We start from the raw sequence: 19,189 nt of genomic DNA on the forward strand, positions 1-19,189 counted from the left end.
CGGCCGCCGGTGCGCCGGAGGCGGGGCGGCCCCCGTCGTCACGTCCGGGGCCGGCCCGGGTTCAGCAGCAGTCGGGGGCCAGGCCGCGCGGCAGCCGCTCGCCGCCGAACACCGCCGTCGTGGCCTCGTCGCCGCCGAGCGCCGCCACGGCCAGCAGCAGCGACCCGGCCGTCCAGGTCGTCAGCTCCTCGGGCCAGAACGCCCGCTCGCCCTCGAAGACGTACCCGGTCCAGTACATGCCGCCCTCGGCGCGCAGGTGGCCGATGGAGCGGAGCACGTCCACGGCCCGGTCGGACTCGCCGATCGCCCACAGCGCCAGGGCCAGTTCGCAGCTCTCGCCGCCCGTCACCCACGGGTTGGGGACGACGCACCGCACGCCGAGGCCCGGCACGACGAAGTCGTCCCAGCGGGCGTCGATGCGCTCCCGGGCCGCGGCGCCGGTCACGGCCCCGCCGAGCACCGGGTAGTACCAGTCCATCGAGTAGCGGCCCTTGTCGAGGAAGCGCTCGGGGTGGTGGGCCACGGCGTGCGCCAGGGCGCCCGTCGCCAGCTCCCAGTCCGGTTGCGGCTCCTCGCGCGTCTCGGCGATGGCGAGCGCGCAGCGCAGCGCCTGGTGGATGGAGGAGCTGCCCGTGAGCAGGGCGTCCGTCACCGGGGTGCCGTCGGCCTCCCGCTTCCAGCCGATCTGCCCGCCCGGCTGCTGGAGCCGCAGGACGAACTCGACGGCGGCGTACACGGCGGGCCACATGCGGTCGAGGAACGCCTCGTCGCCGGTGCTCAGGTAGTGGTGCCAGACGCCGACGGCGATGTAGGCGCAGAAGTTGGTCTCGCGGGCCGGGTCCGTCGGCCGGTCCGCCTCGCCGTCGTGGTAGGCCGCGTACCAGGAGCCGTCGGCGTTCTGGTGGCGGGCCAGCCACGCGTAGGCGCGGGCGGCGGCGTCGTGCTCGCCGGCGGCGTCCAGGGCCATGGCGGCCTCGGTGTGGTCCCACGGGTCGAGGTGGTGGCCCCGGAACCAGGGGATGGCGCCGCTGTCGCGCTGCGCGGCGAGGATGCCCGCGACGGTCTCGGCGGCCTGTTCGGCCGTCAGCACCCCGGGCAGGGTGAGGAGTTCGGTCCGCTCGGGCGACGTCACAGCGCGGTGCCCGCCGGGAGGTGGGGCTTCGTCGCGTACACCACGAAGCTCTTGCCGAGGACGGGGTTGAGTGCCCGCTCGGCGAGCCGCGTGGCCAGGGGCTTCTTCATGATGTCCCAGACCAGCAGCTTGTGGTACGCGCGGACGGGCAGCGCCTTGTCGTTGTCGACGCCGAACGCGCACTTCAGCCACCAGTACGGGGAGTGCAGGGCGTGCGCGTGGTGGCTGCCGTAGGGGCGCAGGCCGGCCTCGCGGATCCGGCCGAGGAGCTCGTCGGCCTTGTAGATCCGGATGTGGCCGCCCTCGACCTCGTGGTACGCGTCGGACAGCGCCCAGCAGACCTTCTCGGGGCCGTAGCGGGGCACGGTGACGGCGATGCGGCCGCCCGGCTTGAGGACGCGGACCATCTCGGCGAGGACGCCCTTGTCGTCGGGGATGTGCTCCATCACCTCGGAGATGATGACGACGTCGAACGACGCGTCGGGGAAGGGCAGGTTGAGGGCGTCGCCCTCCATGGCGGTGGCCGTCGCCCCGGCCGGGGCCTCGCCGGCCTCCTCCATGGCGGCGAACCACTTGGCGACCTCGCGGATCTCCTCGGCGTTCCGGTCGAGGGCGACGACCCGGGCCCCGCGCCGGTAGCACTCGAAGGCGTGCCGTCCCGCGCCGCAGCCCAGGTCGAGCACGCGGTCGCCGGGGGCGAGCGGGAAGCGGGTGAAGTCGACGGTCAGCACGTGCGGGGCCTGCTTTCACGGTCCGTGAGGGGGGACGGGGGTGCGAGGGGGGTGGTCGTCATCGGCGCGCTCCGTGCGCGGCGACGGCCTCGCGGTAGCGCTCCACCGTGCCCTGGGCGGCGCGGGCCCAGGTGAAGCGGTCCAGGACCCGGGCGCGGCCGGCCGCCCCGAGACGGGCGCGCAATGCGGCGCCGCCGGGTCCGAGCAGGCGGCCGAGGGCCGCGGCGAGGGCGCCGGCGTCGCCGGGCGGGACGGCCAGGCAGGTCTCGCCGTCCGGGCCCGCGACCTCCGGGATGGCGCCGCCGGTCGTGGCGACGAGCGGTGTGCCGGTGGCCATGGCCTCGGCGGCGGGCAGGGAGAACCCCTCGTAGAGGGAGGGAACGCAGGCGACCTGGGCGCTGCGCACGAGGTCGACGAGCTCGGTGTCGCTGACGCCCTTGACGAAGCGGACGGCGCCGTCCAGTCCGTACCGCTCGATGGCCCGGGCGACCGGGCCGTCCTCTGCGCGGCGGCCGACGACGACGAGGTGCGCTTCGGGGACCTCGGTGCGCAGCTTGGCGAGCGCCTCGACGAGGTGCACGAGCCCCTTGAGCGGCACGTCGGCGCTGGAGGTGGTGACGATCCTGCCGGGCACCTCGGCGACCGACGGGTCGGGGGACCACAGGGAGGTGTCGGCGCCGATGTGGACGACGTGGATCCGCTCGGGGCGCACGCCGAGGTCGTCGACGATCTCCCGGCGGGAGGAGCCGGAGACGGTGAGGACGGACGGCAGCCGCCGGGCGACGCGCTTCTGCATGCGGGTGAAGGCGTACCAGCGGCGCACGGACAGACGGCGCTTGGCGTTCGGGGCGGCGGCCAGCTCCAGGCGCCGGTCGACGGTGATCGGGTGGTGGATCGTCGTGACGAGCGGGGCGCCTAGCGGGGCCAGGAGGCCGTAGCCGAGGGTCTGGTTGTCGTGGACGACGTCGAAGTCGCCGCGGCGGGCGGCGAGCAGGCGGCGGGCGCGCAGGGAGAACGTGAGCGGCTCGGGGAAGCCGCCCGTCCACATGGTGGCGACCTCCAGCGCGTCGATCCAGTCGCGGAACTCCCCGCGCGCGGGCGTGCGGAAGGGGTCCGGCTGGCGGTAGAGGTCGAGGCTCGGCAGCTCGGTGAGGGTGACGCCCTCGCCGACGGCGTCGAGGACCGGGTAGGGCTGGGAGCCGATCACCTCGACGCGGTGGCCCAGCCGGGCGAGCTCGCGCGAGAGGTGGCGGACGTAGACGCCCTGGCCGCCGCAGAACGGGTTCCCCTTGTACGTGAGGAGGGCGATGCGCAGCGGGTGGTCTCCGTCGGCGGCTGCGCCCGCACGCGGGCCTGACGCTATGGCCTCAGCGGTCACTCGCGGCCCCTTCCATCCCTGCGTTTCGGCGGAGCGTAACCGGTCGCGCTAATCTAGAACAAGTTTCAGAGTCGGGCGTTCCAGATCGCTCGGAGGAGCATCGAATCTACCGGCAGGTAGCGGCACTGTGAGGGCCGGAACAGGTGATTCGCGCCACCACCGGGGCCCGGCCATACTGGCGCGCACCACCGCACGGAACACGACGGCGCGGACACGTCCGACGGCACGGCACGGCACGGAGCGACGGGGACCCATGACAGCGGAAGGCAGGCAGGCACCGCCACACCTGACCGCGCGGCAGGAGGCGCGCCGCCGCCGCATCCTCCAGGCCAGCGCGCGACTGGCGGGCCGGGGCGGCTTCGACGCGGTGCAGATGCGGGAGGTCGCGGAGGCGGCGGAGGTCGCGCTGGGCACGCTGTACCGGTACTTCCCGTCCAAGGTCCACCTCCTGGTGGCGACGATGCAGGACCAGCTCGACGGCCTGCACTCGACGCTCCGCCGGCGCCCACCGGCCGGGGACACCGCGGCCGAGCGCGTGGCGGAGACGCTGATGCGGGCGTTCCGCTCCCTCCAGCGCGAGCCGCAGCTCGCCGACGCCATGGTGCGGGCGCTGATCTTCGCCGACCGGGGGGTGAGCGCGGAGGTCGAGGCCGTCTCCCGGCAGACCACGGCGATCATCCTGGACGCCATGGGGCAGGAGCGTCCGACGCCGGAGCAGCTGGCGGCCGTGCGCGTCATCGAACACACCTGGCACTCGGCCCTGATCACCTGGCTCTCCGGACGGGCGTCGATCGCCCAGGTCCGGACGGACATCGAAACGGCCTGCCGCCTGATCGCCTGACCGCCCGGTCGCCAGACCGCCTGACCGCCTGACCACCGCTCACCTGACGGCCCGGTCACCCGACCGCTTGACCGCCCGGTCGCCTGGCCGCCGGTCACGGGGCCGGGTCGCTTGGCCGCCTGACCGTCCGGTCGCCCCGCCGGGATACCCCGCCCAGCCGGGGCAGCCGCCACCCCTGCCGTGGGCACGCGTCCCGCCAGGGGCGGGACGGGTGGGCACGGCGCAGCGGGACGGCGCCCGACCGCAGGGCCCGCGCGCCCGGGACGCGACGGCGCGGCAGCGGCGGATCCGGCGGGTGACGGGTACGACGGAGCGGGGCGGTCGGGCGCGCCGGGTACGGCGGGCCCCGGCCATGACGGACACCACGGACAGGGCGGACACGGCCCGGGGCGCCGCGGCACCGGGTGGGCCCGGGGGCGCCAGGTGACCCACGGGTAAAGTGTGGCCGTCGCTTCATGCCCGTACGGGGGGAAGCCGGTGCAATTCCGGCGACGTCCCTCCTCCGTGCTCCCGGCTCCGCCGAACGGGGGGCCCGCACGGCGAGCCGCTCCGCCGAGCCGGCTCGGTACCGGGTCGTGACCGGCTCGCGTCCCGGGACCCGCCCGGTGACCGGCACCGTCGAGGAAGTACGGAGCCGAGCCCGGTGCCCGAGTGCCCCGGCGCCCGGCCCCCGGAGGAGAGGCACCCCGCCATGACCACCGTTCGCCGCGGCGCCACGGCGCTCGCCGCCACCGCCGTCCTGCTGGCGGGTGGCGCCGGAGCGGTCGCCCCCGCCGCGCACGCCGCGCCGTCGCCCGCGCCGTCCCCCTCGACCCCCGCCGTCCCGGCCGGCCTGTACGGCGCCAAGGACCCCACGTACGACGGCGTGTGGCGGCAGTCGCTGGCCTTCATGGCCCAGCAGGCGACCGGTGTCGAGCCCGCCGAACAGGCCGTCGCCTGGCTGCTCGGACAGCAGTGCGACAACGGCGGTTTCCCCTCCTTCCGCGCCGACACCGCCGGGGACTGCCCGGCCGGGAAGCCCCTGGACACCAACGCCACCGCCGTCGCCCTCCAGGCGCTGAAGGGTGTCGACAGCCACGAGGACCGGACGCGGCGGGCCCGCGAGGACGCCACGGCGTGGCTGAAGCTCGTGCAGAACCACGACGGCGGCTGGGGCTACAACCCCGGCTCCCCCAGCGACGCCAACTCCACCGCGCTCGTCGTCAGCGCGCTCGCCGCCGTGGGCGAGAAGCCCGGCTCGGTGCGGGCGGCCGGCGGGAAGAGCCCGTACGACGCGCTGCTCACCTTCGCGCTGCCCTGCTCGGCGAAGCCCGGCGGCGGCGCCTTCGCCTACCAGCCCGAGAAGGACGGCACGCTCCGCGCCAACGACGACGCGACCGCCGCCGCGGTCCTCGCCGGCCTCGGCAAGCACGCCCTCGTGCGGGGCGTCACCCCGGACCAGGAGCCCACCTGCGTGGACGCCGCGAAGCCGACCGCCGAGCGGGCCGCCCGCAACGGCGCCGCGCACCTGGCCGCCGCCGTCGCGAAGAGCGGCCACCTCGACCTGCCGCCGATGCCCGGCGCCACCACGACCGCCGCCCAGCCCGACGTGGGCAACACCGCCGACGCCGCCCTCTCCCTGGCCGCCGCGGGCCACCGCGAGGCGGCCACGCGCGCCGTCACGTGGCTGGAGGGGAACTCCGCCGCCTGGGCGAAGGAGGGCGGACCGGCCGCGTACGCGCAGCTCGTCCTGGCCGCGCACACGGCGGGCGCCGACCCGCGCGCCTTCGGCGGCGCCGACCTCGTCGCGCAGCTCAACGCCACCGGGCCGAAGCCCGCGTCGACGCCCGACACCCGCGAGCGGGGCGAGGCCGAGAAGGAGGAGACGGCGAAGAGGGAAGAGGAGTCCGGCTTCCCCTTCTGGCTGCTCGTCGCGGTCTTCCTCGTCGCCGGCATCGGCGTCGGCTTCCTGCTCAGCGGCCGCGGCGGGAAGCGCAAGCCGTGACCCGTACGCTCCCGGGCCGCGCGCGCCGACCGCTCGCCGCGTCCGCCGCCGCCGCGCTCCTCGCCGTGCCGGCGGTGCTCGGCGCGGCCGGCACGGCCCAGGCCGCGGGGTACCGCTACTGGTCGTTCTGGGAGGGCGGCACGGGCGGCTCGTGGGCGTACGCCACCCAGGGGCCGGCCACCACCCGCCCGGCCGACGGCGCCGTCCAGGGGTACCGCTTCGCCGTGAGCACCGACAGCCAGGACGCCGACCGGCCCCGTCGCGCGCCCGACTTCGCGACGGTCTGCGCGGGCACGCCCGCCGCCGAGGGCAGCAAGCGCGTCGCGGTCGTCGTCGACTTCGGCACCGCCGCCGACGCGCCGCGCGGCGAGTCCCCGCCAGCGGCACGCACCGCGTGCGCGCGGGTACGGCCCGACGCGACCGGCGCGGAGGCCCTCGCGGCCGTCGCGGCGCCGCTGCGCTACAACGGGCAGGCACTGCTGTGCGCCATCGCCGGCTACCCGCGGCAGGGCTGCGGCGAGCAGGTGGCGCAGCCCGCGACGCCCGCGCCGTCCCGGGCACCGGGCACCACCGCCCCCTCCCCCGCCGGGCGGACCGCCGCCGAGGGGGAGGACGGGAACGGGCGCGGGGGCCCGTCGGTGGGCCTCCTCGCCGGGGCGGCCGCCGTCGTCGCGCTCGGCACGGCCGCCCTCGTACGCGCCCGTCGCCGCGGGCGCCCATGAGGCTGCGCGCTCCCGAGGCGCACCGCTCCAACGCCGTCCACGCGGGCGCCTGGTGGCTGTGGGCGCTCGGCCTCGCCACCGCCGCGTCCCGCACCACCAACCCGTTGCTGCTGGGGCTGCTCGTGGCGGTCGCCGGGTACGTGGTGGCCGCGCGCCGCACGGACGCGCCCTGGGCCCGCTCCTACGGCGCCTTCCTCAAGCTGGGGTTGGCGGTGATCGTCATCCGCGTCGTGTTCTCCGTGGCGCTCGGCTCCCCCATCCCCGGCACGCACGTGCTGCTCACGCTGCCCGAGGTGCCGTTGCCGCGGTGGGCGCAGGGCGTGCGGATCGGCGGCCGCGTCACCGCCGAGCAGCTGGTGTTCGCCGTGTACGACGGGGCGAAGCTGGCCGCGATGCTGGTGTGCGTGGGCGCCGCGAACGCCCTCGCCAGCCCCGCGCGGCTGCTCAAGTCGCTGCCGGGCGCGCTGTACGAGGCCGGGGTGGCCGTGGTCGTCGCCATGACGTTCGCGCCGAACCTGGTGGCCGACGTGGCGCGGCTGCGGACCGCCCGGCGCCTGCGGGGCCGGCCGGCCGGCGGGGTCCGGGCGGTGCTGGCGATCGGGCTGCCCGTGCTGGAGGGCGCGCTGGAGCGGTCGGTGGCGGTGGCGGCGTCGATGGACGCGCGGGGGTACGGGCGCACGGCGGCGGTCCCGGCGGCGGTGCGGCACACGACGACCGTGCTGACGCTGGGCGGACTGCTCGGGGTGTGCGCCGGCACGTACGGGCTGCTCGCGGTGGAGGGCGCCGGGTACGGCGTGCCGCTGCTGGCGGCCGGTGCGGCAGCCGCGCTGGCGGGGCTGTGGCTGGGCGGGCGGCGCACGCCCCGCACCCGGTACCGGCCCGACCGGTGGGGCGTGCGGACGTGGCTGGTGGCCGCGTCGGGCGCCGCGGTGGCCGTGCTCGTGGCGGTGGCGGCGGCCGGGCCGGACGCGGAGGCGCTGCGGCCGGGGGTCACGCCGCTGGTGGCGCCCGGACTGCCGCTGTGGCCCGCGCTGTCCGTGCTGGTGGGCCTGCTGCCCGCGTTCGTCGCGCCCGTCCCGAAAGACCGCTGAGGAGTCCTGGTGATCCGCTTCGAGAACGTCACGGTGACCTACGAGGACGCCGCCGCGCCCGCCGTGCGCGACGTGGACCTGACGGTCCCCGAGGGCGAGCTGGTGCTGCTGGTCGGCCCGTCGGGGACCGGCAAGTCGACCCTGCTGGGCGCCGTGTCGGGGCTCGTGCCGCACTTCACGGGCGGCACGCTGCGCGGGCGGGTCACGGTCGACGGGCGGGACACGCGCACGCACCGGCCGCGCGAACTGGCCGACGTGGTGGGCACGGTCGGGCAGGACCCGTCGGCGCACTTCGTCACGGACGTGGTCGAGGACGAGCTCGCGTACGGCATGGAGTCGCTGGGCCTGCCGCCGGAGGTGATGCGGCGCCGGGTCGAGGAGACGCTCGACCTGTTGGGCCTGGCGGACCTGCGGGACCGGCCGATCGCGTCCCTGTCGGGCGGGCAGCGGCAGCGCGTCGCCATCGGCTCCGTCCTCACCACGCACCCGAAGGTCCTCGTCCTGGACGAGCCGACGTCGGCGCTCGACCCGGCCGCCGCGGAGGAGGTCCTCGCGGTGCTCCAGCGCCTGGTGCACGACCTGGGGACGACGGTCCTGATGGCGGAGCACCGGCTGGAGCGGGTGGTGCAGTACGCGGACCGGGTGGCGCTGCTGCGCGGGCCCGGCACCCCCGTCCTGGTCGGCCCGCCGGCCGAGGTGATGCGGGTCTCCCCCGTGCACCCGCCGGTGGTCGGCCTGTCGCGGCTGGCGGGCTGGAACCCGCCGGCCCTCACCGTGCGCGACGCGCGCCGGCGGGCGGCTCCGCTGCGGGCACGCCTGGCGGGCGCCACGCCCGCGCCCGTCCCCCCGTCCGTGGCCGCGCCCGCCCCCTCCTCCGTGGCCGGGCCCGTGTCGGCGCCCGTGTCCGCGCCCGGCGTGGCCGCGTCCGCCGCCGCCGTACCGGTACCGGAGGGGTGGCGTTCGCGCCGGCCGTTCCGGCGCCGGGGCGCGGGCCGCGGGCCGGCCGTCGGGACGGCCGCGGCGGTGCAGGCCCCCGGGGCGGGGACCGCCGGGTCGGGGACCACCGCGGTCTCGGCGGGGGCCGTCGGTGGCGACGCCTCCGTCGCCGTGGTCGACGTGCGGGGGCTCGCCGTGCGCCGGGGGCGGGTGGAGGCCCTGCGGGGCGTGGACCTCCAGGTGCGGCCGGGCGAGACCGTGGCGCTCATGGGCCGCAACGGCGCGGGGAAGTCGACGCTGCTGGGCGCTCTGGTGGGGATGGTGGCGCCCGCGTCCGGCCGGGTCGTCGTGGGCGGCCTGGTCCCGGGCCGTACCGCGCCGGGCGAGCTGGTGCGGGAGGTCGGCCTGGTCCCGCAGGAGCCGCGCGACCTGCTGTACGCGGACACGGTGGCCGCCGAGTGCGCGGCCGCGGACACCGACGCGGGGGCCGCTCCCGGCGCCTGCCGGGAGTTGGTGGCCGCGCTGCTGCCCGGCGTGCCGGACGGCACGCACCCCCGGGACCTCTCCGAGGGGCAGCGGCTGGCCCTGGCGCTGGCGGTGGTGCTGACCGGCCGGCCCCGGGTGCTGCTGCTCGACGAGCCGACCCGGGGCCTGGACTACGCCGCGAAGGCCCGCCTGGTGGAGGTGCTGCGCGGACTGGCGGCGCGGGGCCACGCGATCGTGCTGGCCACGCACGACGTGGAGCTGGCGGCCGAGCTGGCGCACCGGGTGGTGATCCTCGCCGACGGGGAGGTCGTCGCGGACGGGCCGACGCACGAGGTCGTCGTGTCGTCGCCGGCGTTCGCCCCGCAGGTCGCGAAGGTGCTGGCGCCGCTGCCGTGGCTGACCGTCGCCCAGGTGGAGGCGGCGCTGTGACGGCCCGGCCCGTGCGGCTCGGTCCGCGCTCGGTGGCCGCGCTGGTGCTGGTCAGCGCGGTCGGGGTGGCCGCGTTCGGCTGGCCGCTGCTGGCGGACGACGCGTCGGGCCTGGCGGCGGCGCACGCCGGGGTCGCGCCGTGGCTGTTCGCGGTGCTGCTGCCGCTGCTCGTCGGGGTGGTCGTGGCGACGATCGCCGACTCGGGCATGGACGCCAAGGCGGTGGCCATGCTCGGCGTGCTGGCGGCGGTGGGAGCGGCGCTGCGGCCGCTGGGCGCGGGCACGGCGGGCCTGGAACCGATGTTCTTCCTGATGGTCCTGAGCGGCCGAGTGCTGGGGCCGGGGTTCGGCTTCGTGCTGGGCGCGGTGACGATGTTCGCGTCGGCGCTGCTCACCGGCGGGGTCGGGCCCTGGATGCCGTACCAGATGCTGTCGATGGCGTGGTTCACCATGGGCGCCGGGCTGCTGCCGGGGCGCGACGGGCTGCGCGGGCGCGGGGAGCTGGGGCTGCTGGCGGCGTACGGCGCGACGGCCGCCTTCGCGTACGGGACGGCCATGAACCTCCAGGGGTGGGTGCTGGCCCTGCCGGCCGGTTCCAGCGGGATCGCCTTCCACCCCGGTGAGCCGCTGCAGGTGAACCTGGTGCGGTTCGGGGCGTACTGCCTGGCGACGTCGATGGGGTGGGATTTGGGGCGCGCGGCGCTGACCGTGGTCCTGACGGTGACCATCGGTTCCACGGTCCTGAAGGCGCTCCGGCGTGCGACTCGACGGGCCGCTTTCGAGGCCCAGGTCACATTCGAAGGTGACGAAAAGCCCCATCCGGGGTCGTTCCGGGTGAGGCCACCCACAGGACCCACGTCACATACGACCCCCCTTAGTGGGCTCGGGGAGGGGTCGGCGGAGGGCCGGTCTTCCCGCGGCGACCTGCACTGATCGCCCCGGCGCCGGCCGGGGGCGCGGGGGCCGTCTCCGGCCCCGCCTCGTACACGGGGGGCGTTGCCAGGCCCCTCCCGGCCTGCTTTCGTGGATGACGTCGCCGGGCACCGACGGCAGCGCGACCGCCTCGCGGTCCTGCCGAAGTGCCTCATGGCGAGCCTCCCCGAGACCCCGGGCGCACCGGGACCTTGGTTCCGGCATGCCTGCGACAGTCCCGTCCCCGACGTGAGGTCATCCACGTGTTCCGCTCCATCTCCAGCCGTGCCACCGCCCGCAGCAAGTCCGCCGTCGCCACCGCAGCCGTGCTGCTGGGCGCGTCGGGCGCCGTGATGGCGGTGACGGCCCCGGCGTCGGCCGCGCCGAACTCCGCGCAGACGATCGCCAAGAAGATGGTCCCGGCCGGCCAGTACCAGTGCTTCAGCAAGATCGTCCAGCACGAGTCCGGCTGGGACCACACCGCCACCAACGCCTCGTCCGGCGCCTACGGCCTGGTCCAGGCCCTGCCCGCGTCGAAGATGTCGTCGGCCGGCTCGGACTGGAAGACCAACCCGGCCACCCAGATCGAGTGGGGCCTGGACTACATGAACGACCGCTACGGCAGCCCCTGTGGCGCGTGGAAGTTCTGGCAGGACAACCACTGGTACTGATCGGCGGCCGCTCCGGCGGCGCCCCACCGGCACCCGCTTGACGCAGGCCCCCGGCGACTCCGTTCGCCGGGGGCCTGCGGCGCGCGCGGGCTCCTGGCGTGCGCGGGGGCTCGCGGCGTGCGCGGGCTCGCGGCGTGCGCGGCGTGCGGGCGCGGTCCGGAAGCGGGAGGCGGGCCGCCGCCCCGGCGGCGGCGGTCGTCGGTTAGTTTCCTGACCATGACTCAGGAACCGCACGACCAGGACCGCTGGAACGCCGTCGACGCGTACGTCACCGACCTGCTCTGCCCCGCCGACGAGGCCCTGACCGCCGCCCTCGCCGCGAGCGACGAGGCCGGCCTGCCGCAGATCGCCGTGGCGGCCAACCAGGGCAAGCTGCTGCACCTCCTCGCCCGGATCCAGGGCGCCCGGACGATCCTCGAGATCGGCACCCTCGGCGGGTACAGCTCCATCTGGCTGGCCCGGGCGCTGCCCGAGGGCGGCCGGCTCGTCACGCTGGAGTACTCCCCCGCGCACGCCGAGGTCGCCCGGCGCAACCTGGCCCGCGCGGGTCTCGACGCGGTGGCGGAGGTCCGCACGGGCGCGGCCCTCGACACCCTGCCGGAGCTGGAGGCGGAGGGGGCGGGCCCCTTCGACCTGGTCTTCGTCGACGCGGACAAGAAGAACAACCCGCACTACGTGGAGTGGGCGCTGCGGCTGACCCGGCCGGGCAGCGTGATCGTCGTCGACAACGTGGTGCGCGGCGGCACCGTCCTCGACACCGGCACGGCCGACGAGGCCACGCGCGGCACGCGCGACATGTTCGACCTGGTCGCGCGCGACCCGCGGCTGGACGCCACGGCCTTCCAGACCGTCGGCACCAAGGGGTACGACGGCATGCTCGTCGCCCGGGTGGTGTCCTGAGGCCGTGACGACGACCCGCACCGACCGCGGCGTCGACCGCGGCGCCGGCTGGGAGATACGCCCCGAGCACCACGCCACGCCCGACGCCGAGGCGCTGCGCCGCGACTACTACGACGAGGTCGCCAGCCGGTACTGGCGGCGCCCCGCCACCGCCGCGGAGGTGGACGAGGGACTGGCCGGCGACGGCGTGGAGGCCCTGGCAGCACCGACCGGAGCGTTCCTGGTGGGCCGGTACGGGGGGAAGCCGGCGGCCTGCGGCGGCGTGCTGATGCTGGACGCCGAGCGGGCGGAGCTGACCCGCGTCTTCGTGCGCCCCGCCTTCCGCGGCACCGGCGGCGCCGGACTGCTGCTGGCGGCGCTGGAGGCGGCGGCCCTGGACCTCGGCGCCCGGCGCATGGTCCTGAACACCCGCCTGGACCTGGTGGAGGCCCGCGCCCTGTACGCCCGGCACGGCTACGCGGAGATACCCGCCTACTGCGAGGGCCCGTACATGGACGTCTGGTACGGCAAGGAGCTGGAGCGGCCCTGACGCCCCGCCGCCCCTACAGGCGGTGGTCGGGTGGCGGCTCGCCCCTGGGGTGCTCCCGGGTCGAGCCGTTCAGTTCGGCGGTCAGCTCCTCCACCAGCTTGATCAGGTCGGTCGGCCGGTCGGGCCCCCACCAGTCGCCGAGCAGCTCGGCGAGGGACTCCTCACGGGCGTGCGCGAGCCGGGTCGCCACCTCCAGGCCCCGCTCGGTGAGGAACAGCTGCAGGCCCTCGCGCCGGGCCAGCCCCCGCTCCTCCACCTGCCGGGACGCCTCCGTGATGATCCGGATGGGCACGGGGGTGACCTCGGCGAGCCGCGCGGGCTCGACCGTCCCGTGGCGCCGGATGCGCAGCAGCAGCCAGCTGGCGGCGGGCAGCAGGTCGAGCCCCGCCCGCTCGGTGATCCGGACGTAGACGGCCCTGCGGCCCTCGCGGGAGCCGAGCACGGACAGGGCGCGGGCGCACTCGTCGTACGAGGAGCGGTGGACCGGGTTCGAGGCGAGCGTCTCGCTGGGGTCGGGCGCGGTGACCGAGCCGCGCAGCCGGTCCTCGCGCAGGAACCAGGCGATCACGAAGGCCAGCAGGACGACGGGCGACGCGTAGAGGAAGACGTCCGTGATGGAGGTCGCGTACGCGTCGAGCGCGGCCGGGCGCAGGGCGGGCGGCAGCTCGGCGATGGCGCGCGGGTCCGCGGAGATGGCCCGCGCGTCGACGCCCGGCGGGACGTCCTGCCCGGCGAGGGCGTCGGTGAGCTTGCCGGTGAGGCGGCTCGTGAAGATCGTGCCGAAGACGGCGACACCGAAGGACGCGCCGATGGAGCGGAAGAAGGTGGCGCCGGAGGTGGCGACGCCGAGGTCCTCGTAACCGACGGAGTTCTGCGCGACGAGGACCAGGACCTGCATGACCAGGCCGAGGCCGGCGCCGAAGACGAAGAAGTACAGGCTCATCTCCCACACGGGGCTCGTCTGCTCCATCCGGTGCAGCAGCAGCAGGCCCACGGTCGTCAGGGCGGTTCCCACGACCGGGAAGACCTTCCAGCGGCCCGTGCGGCTGACGAGCTGGCCGGACGCGGTGGAGGTGAGGAGCATGCCGAGCACCATGGGCAGCATGTGCACGCCGGACATGGTGGGGCTGACGCGCTGGACGACCTGGAGGAACGTCGGCAGGTACGTCATGGCGCCGAACATCGCGAAGCCGATGACGAAGCTGATGACGGAGACGAGGGTGAAGGTGCGGATGCGGAACAGCTTCAGCGGCAGCACCGGCTCGGCCGCGCGCCGCTCGGCGAACACGAACGCCACGAGCAGGACGACGCCCAGCACCGCGAGGCCGATGACGCGGGCGGAGCCCCAGGGCCAGGTGGTGCCGCCGAGGGAGGCGACGAGCACGAGGCAGGTGGCGACGGAGGCGATGAGGAAGGTGCCGAGGTAGTCGATGGTGTGGGGGGTGCGGCGGGCCGGGATGTGCAGGGCCGCCGCGATCACGAAGAGCGCGACGACGCCGACGGGCACGTTGATGTAGAAGACCCAGCGCCAGGAGAGGTGCTCGGTGAAGACACCGCCGAGGAGCGGGCCGAGGACGCTGGTCGTGCCGAAGACGGCGCCGAAGACCCCCTGGTACCTGCCGCGGTCGCGAGGGGCGACGAGGTCGCCGACGATCGCCATGGACAGCACCATCAGACCGCCGCCGCCCAGGCCCTGCACGGCGCGGTAGGCGATGAGCTGCGGCATGTCCTGCGCGATGCCGCAGAGCACCGAGCCCAGCAGGAAGATCACGATCGCGGTCTGGAAGAGCCGCTTGCGGCCGTACTGGTCGCCCAGCTTGCCCCACAGGGGGGTGGCCGCGGTGGCCGCGAGCATGTAGGCGGTGACGACCCAGGAGAGGTGGTCCATGCCGCCGAGCTCGCTGACGATCGTCGGCAGGGCCGTCGACACGATGGTCTGGTCGAGCGCGGCGAGCAGCATGCCGAGGAGCAGGGCCCCGATGGGCACCAGGACCGTCCGCCGGTCGTAGCCCGCGCCGGGGGCCGGGCTGGTGGCCGGGGTGCCGACTGGCCGCGTCATGGGCGCCTCCCTCGCTGTCTCCCCATCCATCGTGGGCGGTCTGGCCGGTTATGGCCTGCCGAGCGGGACGCGGACTGTTGGGAACGTCACGTCGTACCTGCATAATCGCTGCGTTCACGGGGGTCGTGTTTCAGCCAGCAGCACCGTCAGGGGAGGAACCCGCAGTGGCCGGAGAGGTCTGTCCTGGGTGCGGTGCGCCCGCGGCGGCGCGGACGGCGGGCTGCGCCTGCGCCACCGCCCACGGCCCGGGCCCCGCGCCGGGCGCGTTCGAACCGCTGCGGATACGGCCGTACGTGCAGCTCCGCCCCTCCCCCGCGCCCGGCCCGGACGCGGACGCGGACGCGGACGCGGTTGCGGGTGCCGGTGCCGGTGCGGGTGCGGACGTCGGGTCCGCCGCGGGTACGGGCCCGGGCCCGGGCGGCCCCGGGTCCGGACCGGGCCCGGGCGTGGGCGGCGGTACGGCTCCGTGGGGCGCGGGCCGCGACACCGGGTACGTGGACCACGGCGGGCCCACGGGGCCGATCGGGTACGACGGACACGGCGGGTACGGGGAGCACCCGGACGCCGGGCCCCACCCCGGGTCCCACCCCGGGCCCCTCCCCCAGGCGCAGGCCCAGACCCACCCCGGGCCCCTCCCCCAGGCCCAGGGCCACGCCGACGCCACCGCTCACACCCCCGCCACCGCTCCGCACGCCGCCCTCCCGGACGGTGCCGGGGCCGTGCACGACGCCGGGCTCGTCGACGTCACCCCGCCGCACGTGGCCGGCCCGACCGGCCCGGGGCGGGCGCGGCGGCGCGCGGAGGCGCGCGGACGGCGGGGCTCCCGTACGCCGGGACCGGTCGCCGGGGTGCTGGCGGCCGTCGTCGCGGTGGTGGGGGTGGCGGCCTTCGCGGGCGGCCTGTTCGACGGGGACGGTTCGGCCGACCGGGTGGCGCCCGACCCGCGGCCCAGCGTGCCGCCGTGGCCCGAGGCCGTCACCGGGACGCCGACGCCGGAGGCGAGCGGCGCGCCGTCAGGGAGCGCGCGGCCGTCGACGTCCGAGCCGTCGGCGCCCCCGCCGTCGGCGCCGGGGCGCCCGTCCGGCTCCGGCGCCCCGGGGGGCTCCGGAGAGGCGACGGCGCCGGACGCGACCGCCGCCCCCGCCGCGGCCGCCGCGTCCCCGGGGCACTCGGCGCCGGTGGACGAGCGGCCACCGCCCTCGCCCGGCGCCTCCGCGTCCCAGGCGACCGGCGGGCCCGTCCTCAGCCGCGGCGACCGTGGCCGGGCCGTCTCCGACCTCCAGCACCGGCTGCGCCAGGTGGGCCTGTACGACGGCCCCCCGCACGGCCGCTACGACAAGGACGTCGAGCGCGCGGTCGCCGCCTACCAGTCCGGTCGCGGCATCACGACCGACCCGAGCGGCGTCTACGGCGCGGACACGCGCACCGCCCTGGAAGCCGAGACCTCGGGACACTGACCGGGCCACCCCGCCCGTTCGGGCAGCCCGCCCGCCTCGCCGCACACCGCCGCACCGTCGCCCCACCGCACCGTCGCCCCGTCGCCCCTGGCGCGCGACCCGCCGCCGGCCGCCGCCCCGCGCCCCGATCCCGCGCCCCCCTTCGCCCGGCACCCCGGCCCCCTTCCCGCACCCCCGCACGAGTGCGGGAAGGGGGCCGGGGTGGCGCCGGACGCCCCTCGTTTTGTATGGTGCAGGAACAAAGTGGTCCCGCCCGTACTCCCTGACCGGCGGGCGGGCCCACTGCGTACACCCTCGCGCCCTGGAGACCCCCCCCCATGACGGCCACCCCCACGACCGACGTCCTCACCGCCCGGGCCCTGCTGCTCGACATGGACGGCACGCTCGTCAACTCCGACGCGGTGGTGGAGCGCGTCTGGCGACGCTGGGCGCTCCGGCACGGGCTGGACCCGCAGGAGGCGCTGAAGGTCGTGCACGGCCGCCAGGGGTACGCCACGATGGCCGTCCTGCTGCCCGACCGGCCCATGGACCTCAACCACGCGGAGAACCGCGAACTGCTCGCCGAGGAGACGGCCGACCTCGACGGCGTCGCCCCGATACCCGGCGCCCCGGACTTCCTCGCGTCGATCGCCGCCCTCCCGCACGCCCTGGTCACCTCCGCCGACGCCCCGTTGGCGCGGGCGCGGATGGGCGCGGCCGGGCTGCGCATGCCGGAAGTGCGGGTGACCGCCGAGTGCGTCAGCGCCAGCAAGCCCGACCCGGAGGGCTTCCTGAAGGGCGCGGCGGAGCTGGGCTTCGCCCCGGCGGAGTGCGTGGTGTTCGAGGACTCGGAGGCGGGTGTCGCCGCCGGCCGGGCGGCGGGCATGCGCGTCGTGGGCGTCGGCCCGCGCGCCGCGGCGTTCGCACCGGACGTGCACGTGGCGGACCTGACGCGGCTGCGCGTGGAGGCGGGCGCCGACGGCGTGCTCCACCTCCACGTCACCGCCCCGGCGGCCTGACGCCCCGGGGGGCACCGGCCGCCGGGCCGCGTCAGCCGACCAGCGCCTCGTAGAAGCTGAAGCCCGCGAGCGCCAGCATCAGACCGGCGGCCACCTTGGTGATCAGCCGCAGCGGAACGTACTTCATGAGGGTCCGGCCGCCCAGGATGCCCAGGGCGGCGACCGCCCACAGGGCGAGGACCGCGCCGAGGCCGACGGAGAGCGGGTCGTCGTAGCGGGCGGCGAGGTTCGCGGTCATGATCTGCGTCAGGTCGCCGAACTCGGCGACGAGGATCAACATGAAGCCCGCGCCGGAGACCTTCCAGAAGGACTGGTCGGCGGGGGCCTTGAGCTCCTCCTCCTCGTCGTCGCCCTTCTTCAGCAGCAGCACCGCCGCGCCCGCCAGGAACAGCACGCCGACGAACGCCTGCACCAGCCGGTGCGGGAGGAGCGTGAGGACGCTGCCCGCGGCGACGGCGAGGGCCACGTGGACGGCGAAGGCGGCGGCGACGCCCGCGAAGACGTAGGACGCGCGGTAGCGGGTGCCGAGCATCAGACCGGCGAGCGCGGTCTTGTCGGGGAGTTCGGCGAGGAAGACGACACCGAAGGTGATCGTCATGATCGTCAGGCTGAGCACGGGCTGGGTTCCTCAATCGGTCGGGCTCCGCCGTACCGAGAGACCGTCGCTGGCGCGATTTCGGGCTCGCTTCGGCACGACGGGGCCATGGATACATGACTCCGCTGGTGCCGAAGGTCTCGCTGGCGGCGCCTCTCGCGAGGTCCGCCTCCGGGCGCCGGCCGGGCACGAGGCCCAGCAGTATGTCGACGGTCCGGCGAAGAGCTACTCCCCTTCTGCTCCGTCCAGGGTACGCGACCCGGATCGGCGCCCCCAGCCGCCCAGGCCCCGCCCGCCCGCACCGGGCCAGCCCCCGGCCACCCGACTCCCCCAGCCGCCCGTGCGCCCGCGCCCGCCCCGCCTCGCCCGCCACCTCGGCCGGCCGGCCCCGCGGCCACCCCGCCCCTCGCCCGTCGACCTCTCCCGCGGACACCCCGCCCCTCCGACCCGTCGGCCCCTCCCGCGAACGCCCTTCCCCCTCGACCGTCGACCTCCCCCGCGGACGCCCCTCCCTCAACCGGCGGTGGTCTCCTCCGCCCGGTGCAGTCGGCCGCGCGCCACGAGTTCCAGCACCACGGCCACCGCCACGGCCTGCACCGCCATCAGCGCGACCAGCACGAACAGCTGGACCGCGCCCGCCTGGAGGGGTGACGCCCCGCTCAGCAGCATGCCGACGAAGGCGCCCGGCAGCGTGACGAGCCCCACCGTCCGGGTCTGGTCCAGCCCCGGCAGCAGCGCGTCGGCGGCGCCCGCCCGCGCGACCTCCAGCCGGGCGTCGCGGGGCGCCAGGCCGAGCGCGAGCCCCGCCTCCACCTCGCCGTGGCGGGCGGCCAGGTCGTCCAGGGCGCGCCGCCCGCCGAGGACGGTCGCGGTGAGCGCCCCGCCGACGAGGATCCCGGTGACGGGGACCAGCGTGATCCCCCTGACCGGCACCAGTCCGGTGAGGACCAGCGCCGCCACGACCGGCGCCACCCCGGCGGCGATGGGCAGGGCGGCCCAGCGCCACGTGCGGTTGGCGGTGAGGCGCCGGCCGGCGGTCCGTACGGCGACCCCGTACATGACGAGGAGGAAGAGCAGGAGGAGCGGTACGGCGCGGACCACCCAGCCGATGACCAGCGACACGGCGGCCAGCTGCACGGCGGCGCGCACCCCCGCGACGGCGACCTCCCGGGGCGGGCGCAGACGGGCGACGGCGACGACGGTCACCGCGACGCCGAGCAGGACGGCGAGGACGGCGCCGAAAGCGAGGTCGACGGTCAGCAGCACACCCCAACCCTAGGGCGCGCACCCCCGCCTGGCGGGTTGTCATCAAGTCGACAAGGACCTTGTCGTGACGTGT

The 19,189-nt window shown here is 76.4% G+C and carries 17 protein-coding genes; 11 read left to right on the top strand and 6 right to left on the bottom strand.

Annotated features, from left to right (window positions below):
* Positions 1-61: 61 nt before the first annotated feature.
* From NRO40_RS08010 to NRO40_RS08020, 3 genes are read right to left on the bottom strand one after another with little or no spacing between them, the layout of a single operon-like run.
* Positions 62-1,132, bottom strand: a complete 1,071-nt coding sequence (locus NRO40_RS08010; RefSeq protein ID WP_058943495.1) for a prenyltransferase/squalene oxidase repeat-containing protein — start codon at positions 1,130-1,132, stop codon at positions 62-64.
* Positions 1,129-1,863 (bottom strand): class I SAM-dependent methyltransferase, encoded by a 735-nt coding sequence (locus NRO40_RS08015; protein ID WP_058943494.1) that lies wholly within the window; start codon positions 1,861-1,863, stop codon positions 1,129-1,131. Before NRO40_RS08015 ends, NRO40_RS08010 begins: the two co-directional genes overlap by 4 nt.
* A 58-nt stretch (positions 1,864-1,921) precedes the next feature.
* Entirely contained in the window at positions 1,922-3,241 is a 1,320-nt protein-coding gene (locus NRO40_RS08020) for a glycosyltransferase family 4 protein (protein WP_058943493.1), read from the bottom strand.
* A 253-nt stretch (positions 3,242-3,494) separates the two neighbouring features.
* On the opposite strand from NRO40_RS08020, the gene NRO40_RS08025 reads away from it, so the two are divergent.
* The 9 genes from NRO40_RS08025 (at position 3,495) to NRO40_RS08065 (ending at position 12,741) form a co-directional block, all read left to right on the top strand.
* Positions 3,495-4,082 (top strand): TetR family transcriptional regulator, encoded by a 588-nt coding sequence (locus NRO40_RS08025; RefSeq protein WP_058943492.1) that lies wholly within the window; start codon positions 3,495-3,497, stop codon positions 4,080-4,082.
* Positions 4,083-4,773: 691 nt separating this feature from the next.
* Positions 4,774-6,066, top strand: a complete 1,293-nt coding sequence (locus NRO40_RS08030) for a prenyltransferase/squalene oxidase repeat-containing protein (protein ID WP_058943491.1) — start codon at positions 4,774-4,776, stop codon at positions 6,064-6,066.
* Positions 6,063-6,788 (top strand): SCO2322 family protein, encoded by a 726-nt coding sequence (locus NRO40_RS08035; RefSeq protein WP_058943490.1) that lies wholly within the window; start codon positions 6,063-6,065, stop codon positions 6,786-6,788. Before NRO40_RS08030 ends, NRO40_RS08035 begins: the two co-directional genes overlap by 4 nt.
* Positions 6,785-7,879, top strand: coding sequence for an energy-coupling factor transporter transmembrane protein EcfT (locus tag NRO40_RS08040; RefSeq protein ID WP_257375360.1), 1,095 nt, complete (start codon positions 6,785-6,787; stop codon positions 7,877-7,879). The genes NRO40_RS08035 and NRO40_RS08040 overlap by 4 nt, the downstream gene beginning before the upstream one ends.
* 9 nt (positions 7,880-7,888) lie before the next feature.
* A complete protein-coding gene (locus NRO40_RS08045; protein WP_058942322.1) occupies positions 7,889-9,730 on the top strand; it encodes an ABC transporter ATP-binding protein in 1,842 nt (613 codons plus the stop codon).
* Complete coding sequence (locus NRO40_RS08050; RefSeq protein ID WP_198549341.1) at positions 9,694-10,662, top strand: ECF transporter S component; 969 nt, start codon at positions 9,694-9,696, stop codon at positions 10,660-10,662. The genes NRO40_RS08045 and NRO40_RS08050 overlap by 37 nt, the downstream gene beginning before the upstream one ends.
* Positions 10,663-10,904: 242 nt before the next feature.
* Positions 10,905-11,312, top strand: a complete 408-nt coding sequence (locus tag NRO40_RS08055) for an aggregation-promoting factor C-terminal-like domain-containing protein (RefSeq protein ID WP_058942323.1) — start codon at positions 10,905-10,907, stop codon at positions 11,310-11,312.
* 216 nt (positions 11,313-11,528) lie between these two features.
* On the top strand, positions 11,529-12,212 hold the full coding sequence (locus NRO40_RS08060) for an O-methyltransferase (RefSeq protein ID WP_058942324.1): 684 nt from the start codon (positions 11,529-11,531) through the stop codon (positions 12,210-12,212).
* A gap of 4 nt (positions 12,213-12,216) precedes the next feature.
* Complete coding sequence (locus tag NRO40_RS08065) at positions 12,217-12,741, top strand: GNAT family N-acetyltransferase (RefSeq protein WP_408056982.1); 525 nt, start codon at positions 12,217-12,219, stop codon at positions 12,739-12,741.
* Positions 12,742-12,754: 13 nt separating this feature from the next.
* Here NRO40_RS08065 and NRO40_RS08070 read toward each other — a convergent pair whose 3' ends face one another.
* The gene (locus NRO40_RS08070; protein ID WP_058942325.1) at positions 12,755-14,800 is read right to left on the bottom strand and encodes an MDR family MFS transporter; all 2,046 of its coding nucleotides are present in this window, start codon (positions 14,798-14,800) and stop codon (positions 12,755-12,757) included.
* Positions 14,801-14,964: 164 nt separating this feature from the next.
* Between NRO40_RS08070 and NRO40_RS08075 the strand changes: the two genes are divergently transcribed.
* Both NRO40_RS08075 and NRO40_RS08080 read left to right on the top strand, forming a co-directional pair.
* Positions 14,965-16,257 (top strand): peptidoglycan-binding domain-containing protein, encoded by a 1,293-nt coding sequence (locus tag NRO40_RS08075; protein ID WP_257375361.1) that lies wholly within the window; start codon positions 14,965-14,967, stop codon positions 16,255-16,257.
* Between the two features lie 317 nt (positions 16,258-16,574).
* Positions 16,575-17,255 carry an HAD-IA family hydrolase gene (locus NRO40_RS08080; RefSeq protein WP_058942327.1) on the top strand — a complete coding sequence of 227 codons (681 nt, stop codon included), beginning with the start codon at positions 16,575-16,577 and terminating at the stop codon, positions 17,253-17,255.
* 31 nt (positions 17,256-17,286) lie between these two features.
* On the opposite strand, the gene NRO40_RS08085 is transcribed toward NRO40_RS08080, so the two are convergent.
* On the bottom strand, positions 17,287-17,871 hold the full coding sequence (locus NRO40_RS08085) for a TMEM165/GDT1 family protein (RefSeq protein WP_058942328.1): 585 nt from the start codon (positions 17,869-17,871) through the stop codon (positions 17,287-17,289).
* 492 nt (positions 17,872-18,363) lie between these two features.
* The gene (locus tag NRO40_RS08090; RefSeq protein ID WP_058942329.1) at positions 18,364-19,116 is read right to left on the bottom strand and encodes an ABC transporter permease; all 753 of its coding nucleotides are present in this window, start codon (positions 19,114-19,116) and stop codon (positions 18,364-18,366) included.
* Between the last annotated feature and the right edge of the window lie 73 nt (positions 19,117-19,189).

It is taken from the genome of Streptomyces changanensis (genome assembly GCF_024600715.1).
In the GTDB taxonomy this organism is placed as follows: Bacteria; Actinomycetota; Actinomycetes; order Streptomycetales; family Streptomycetaceae; genus Streptomyces; species Streptomyces changanensis.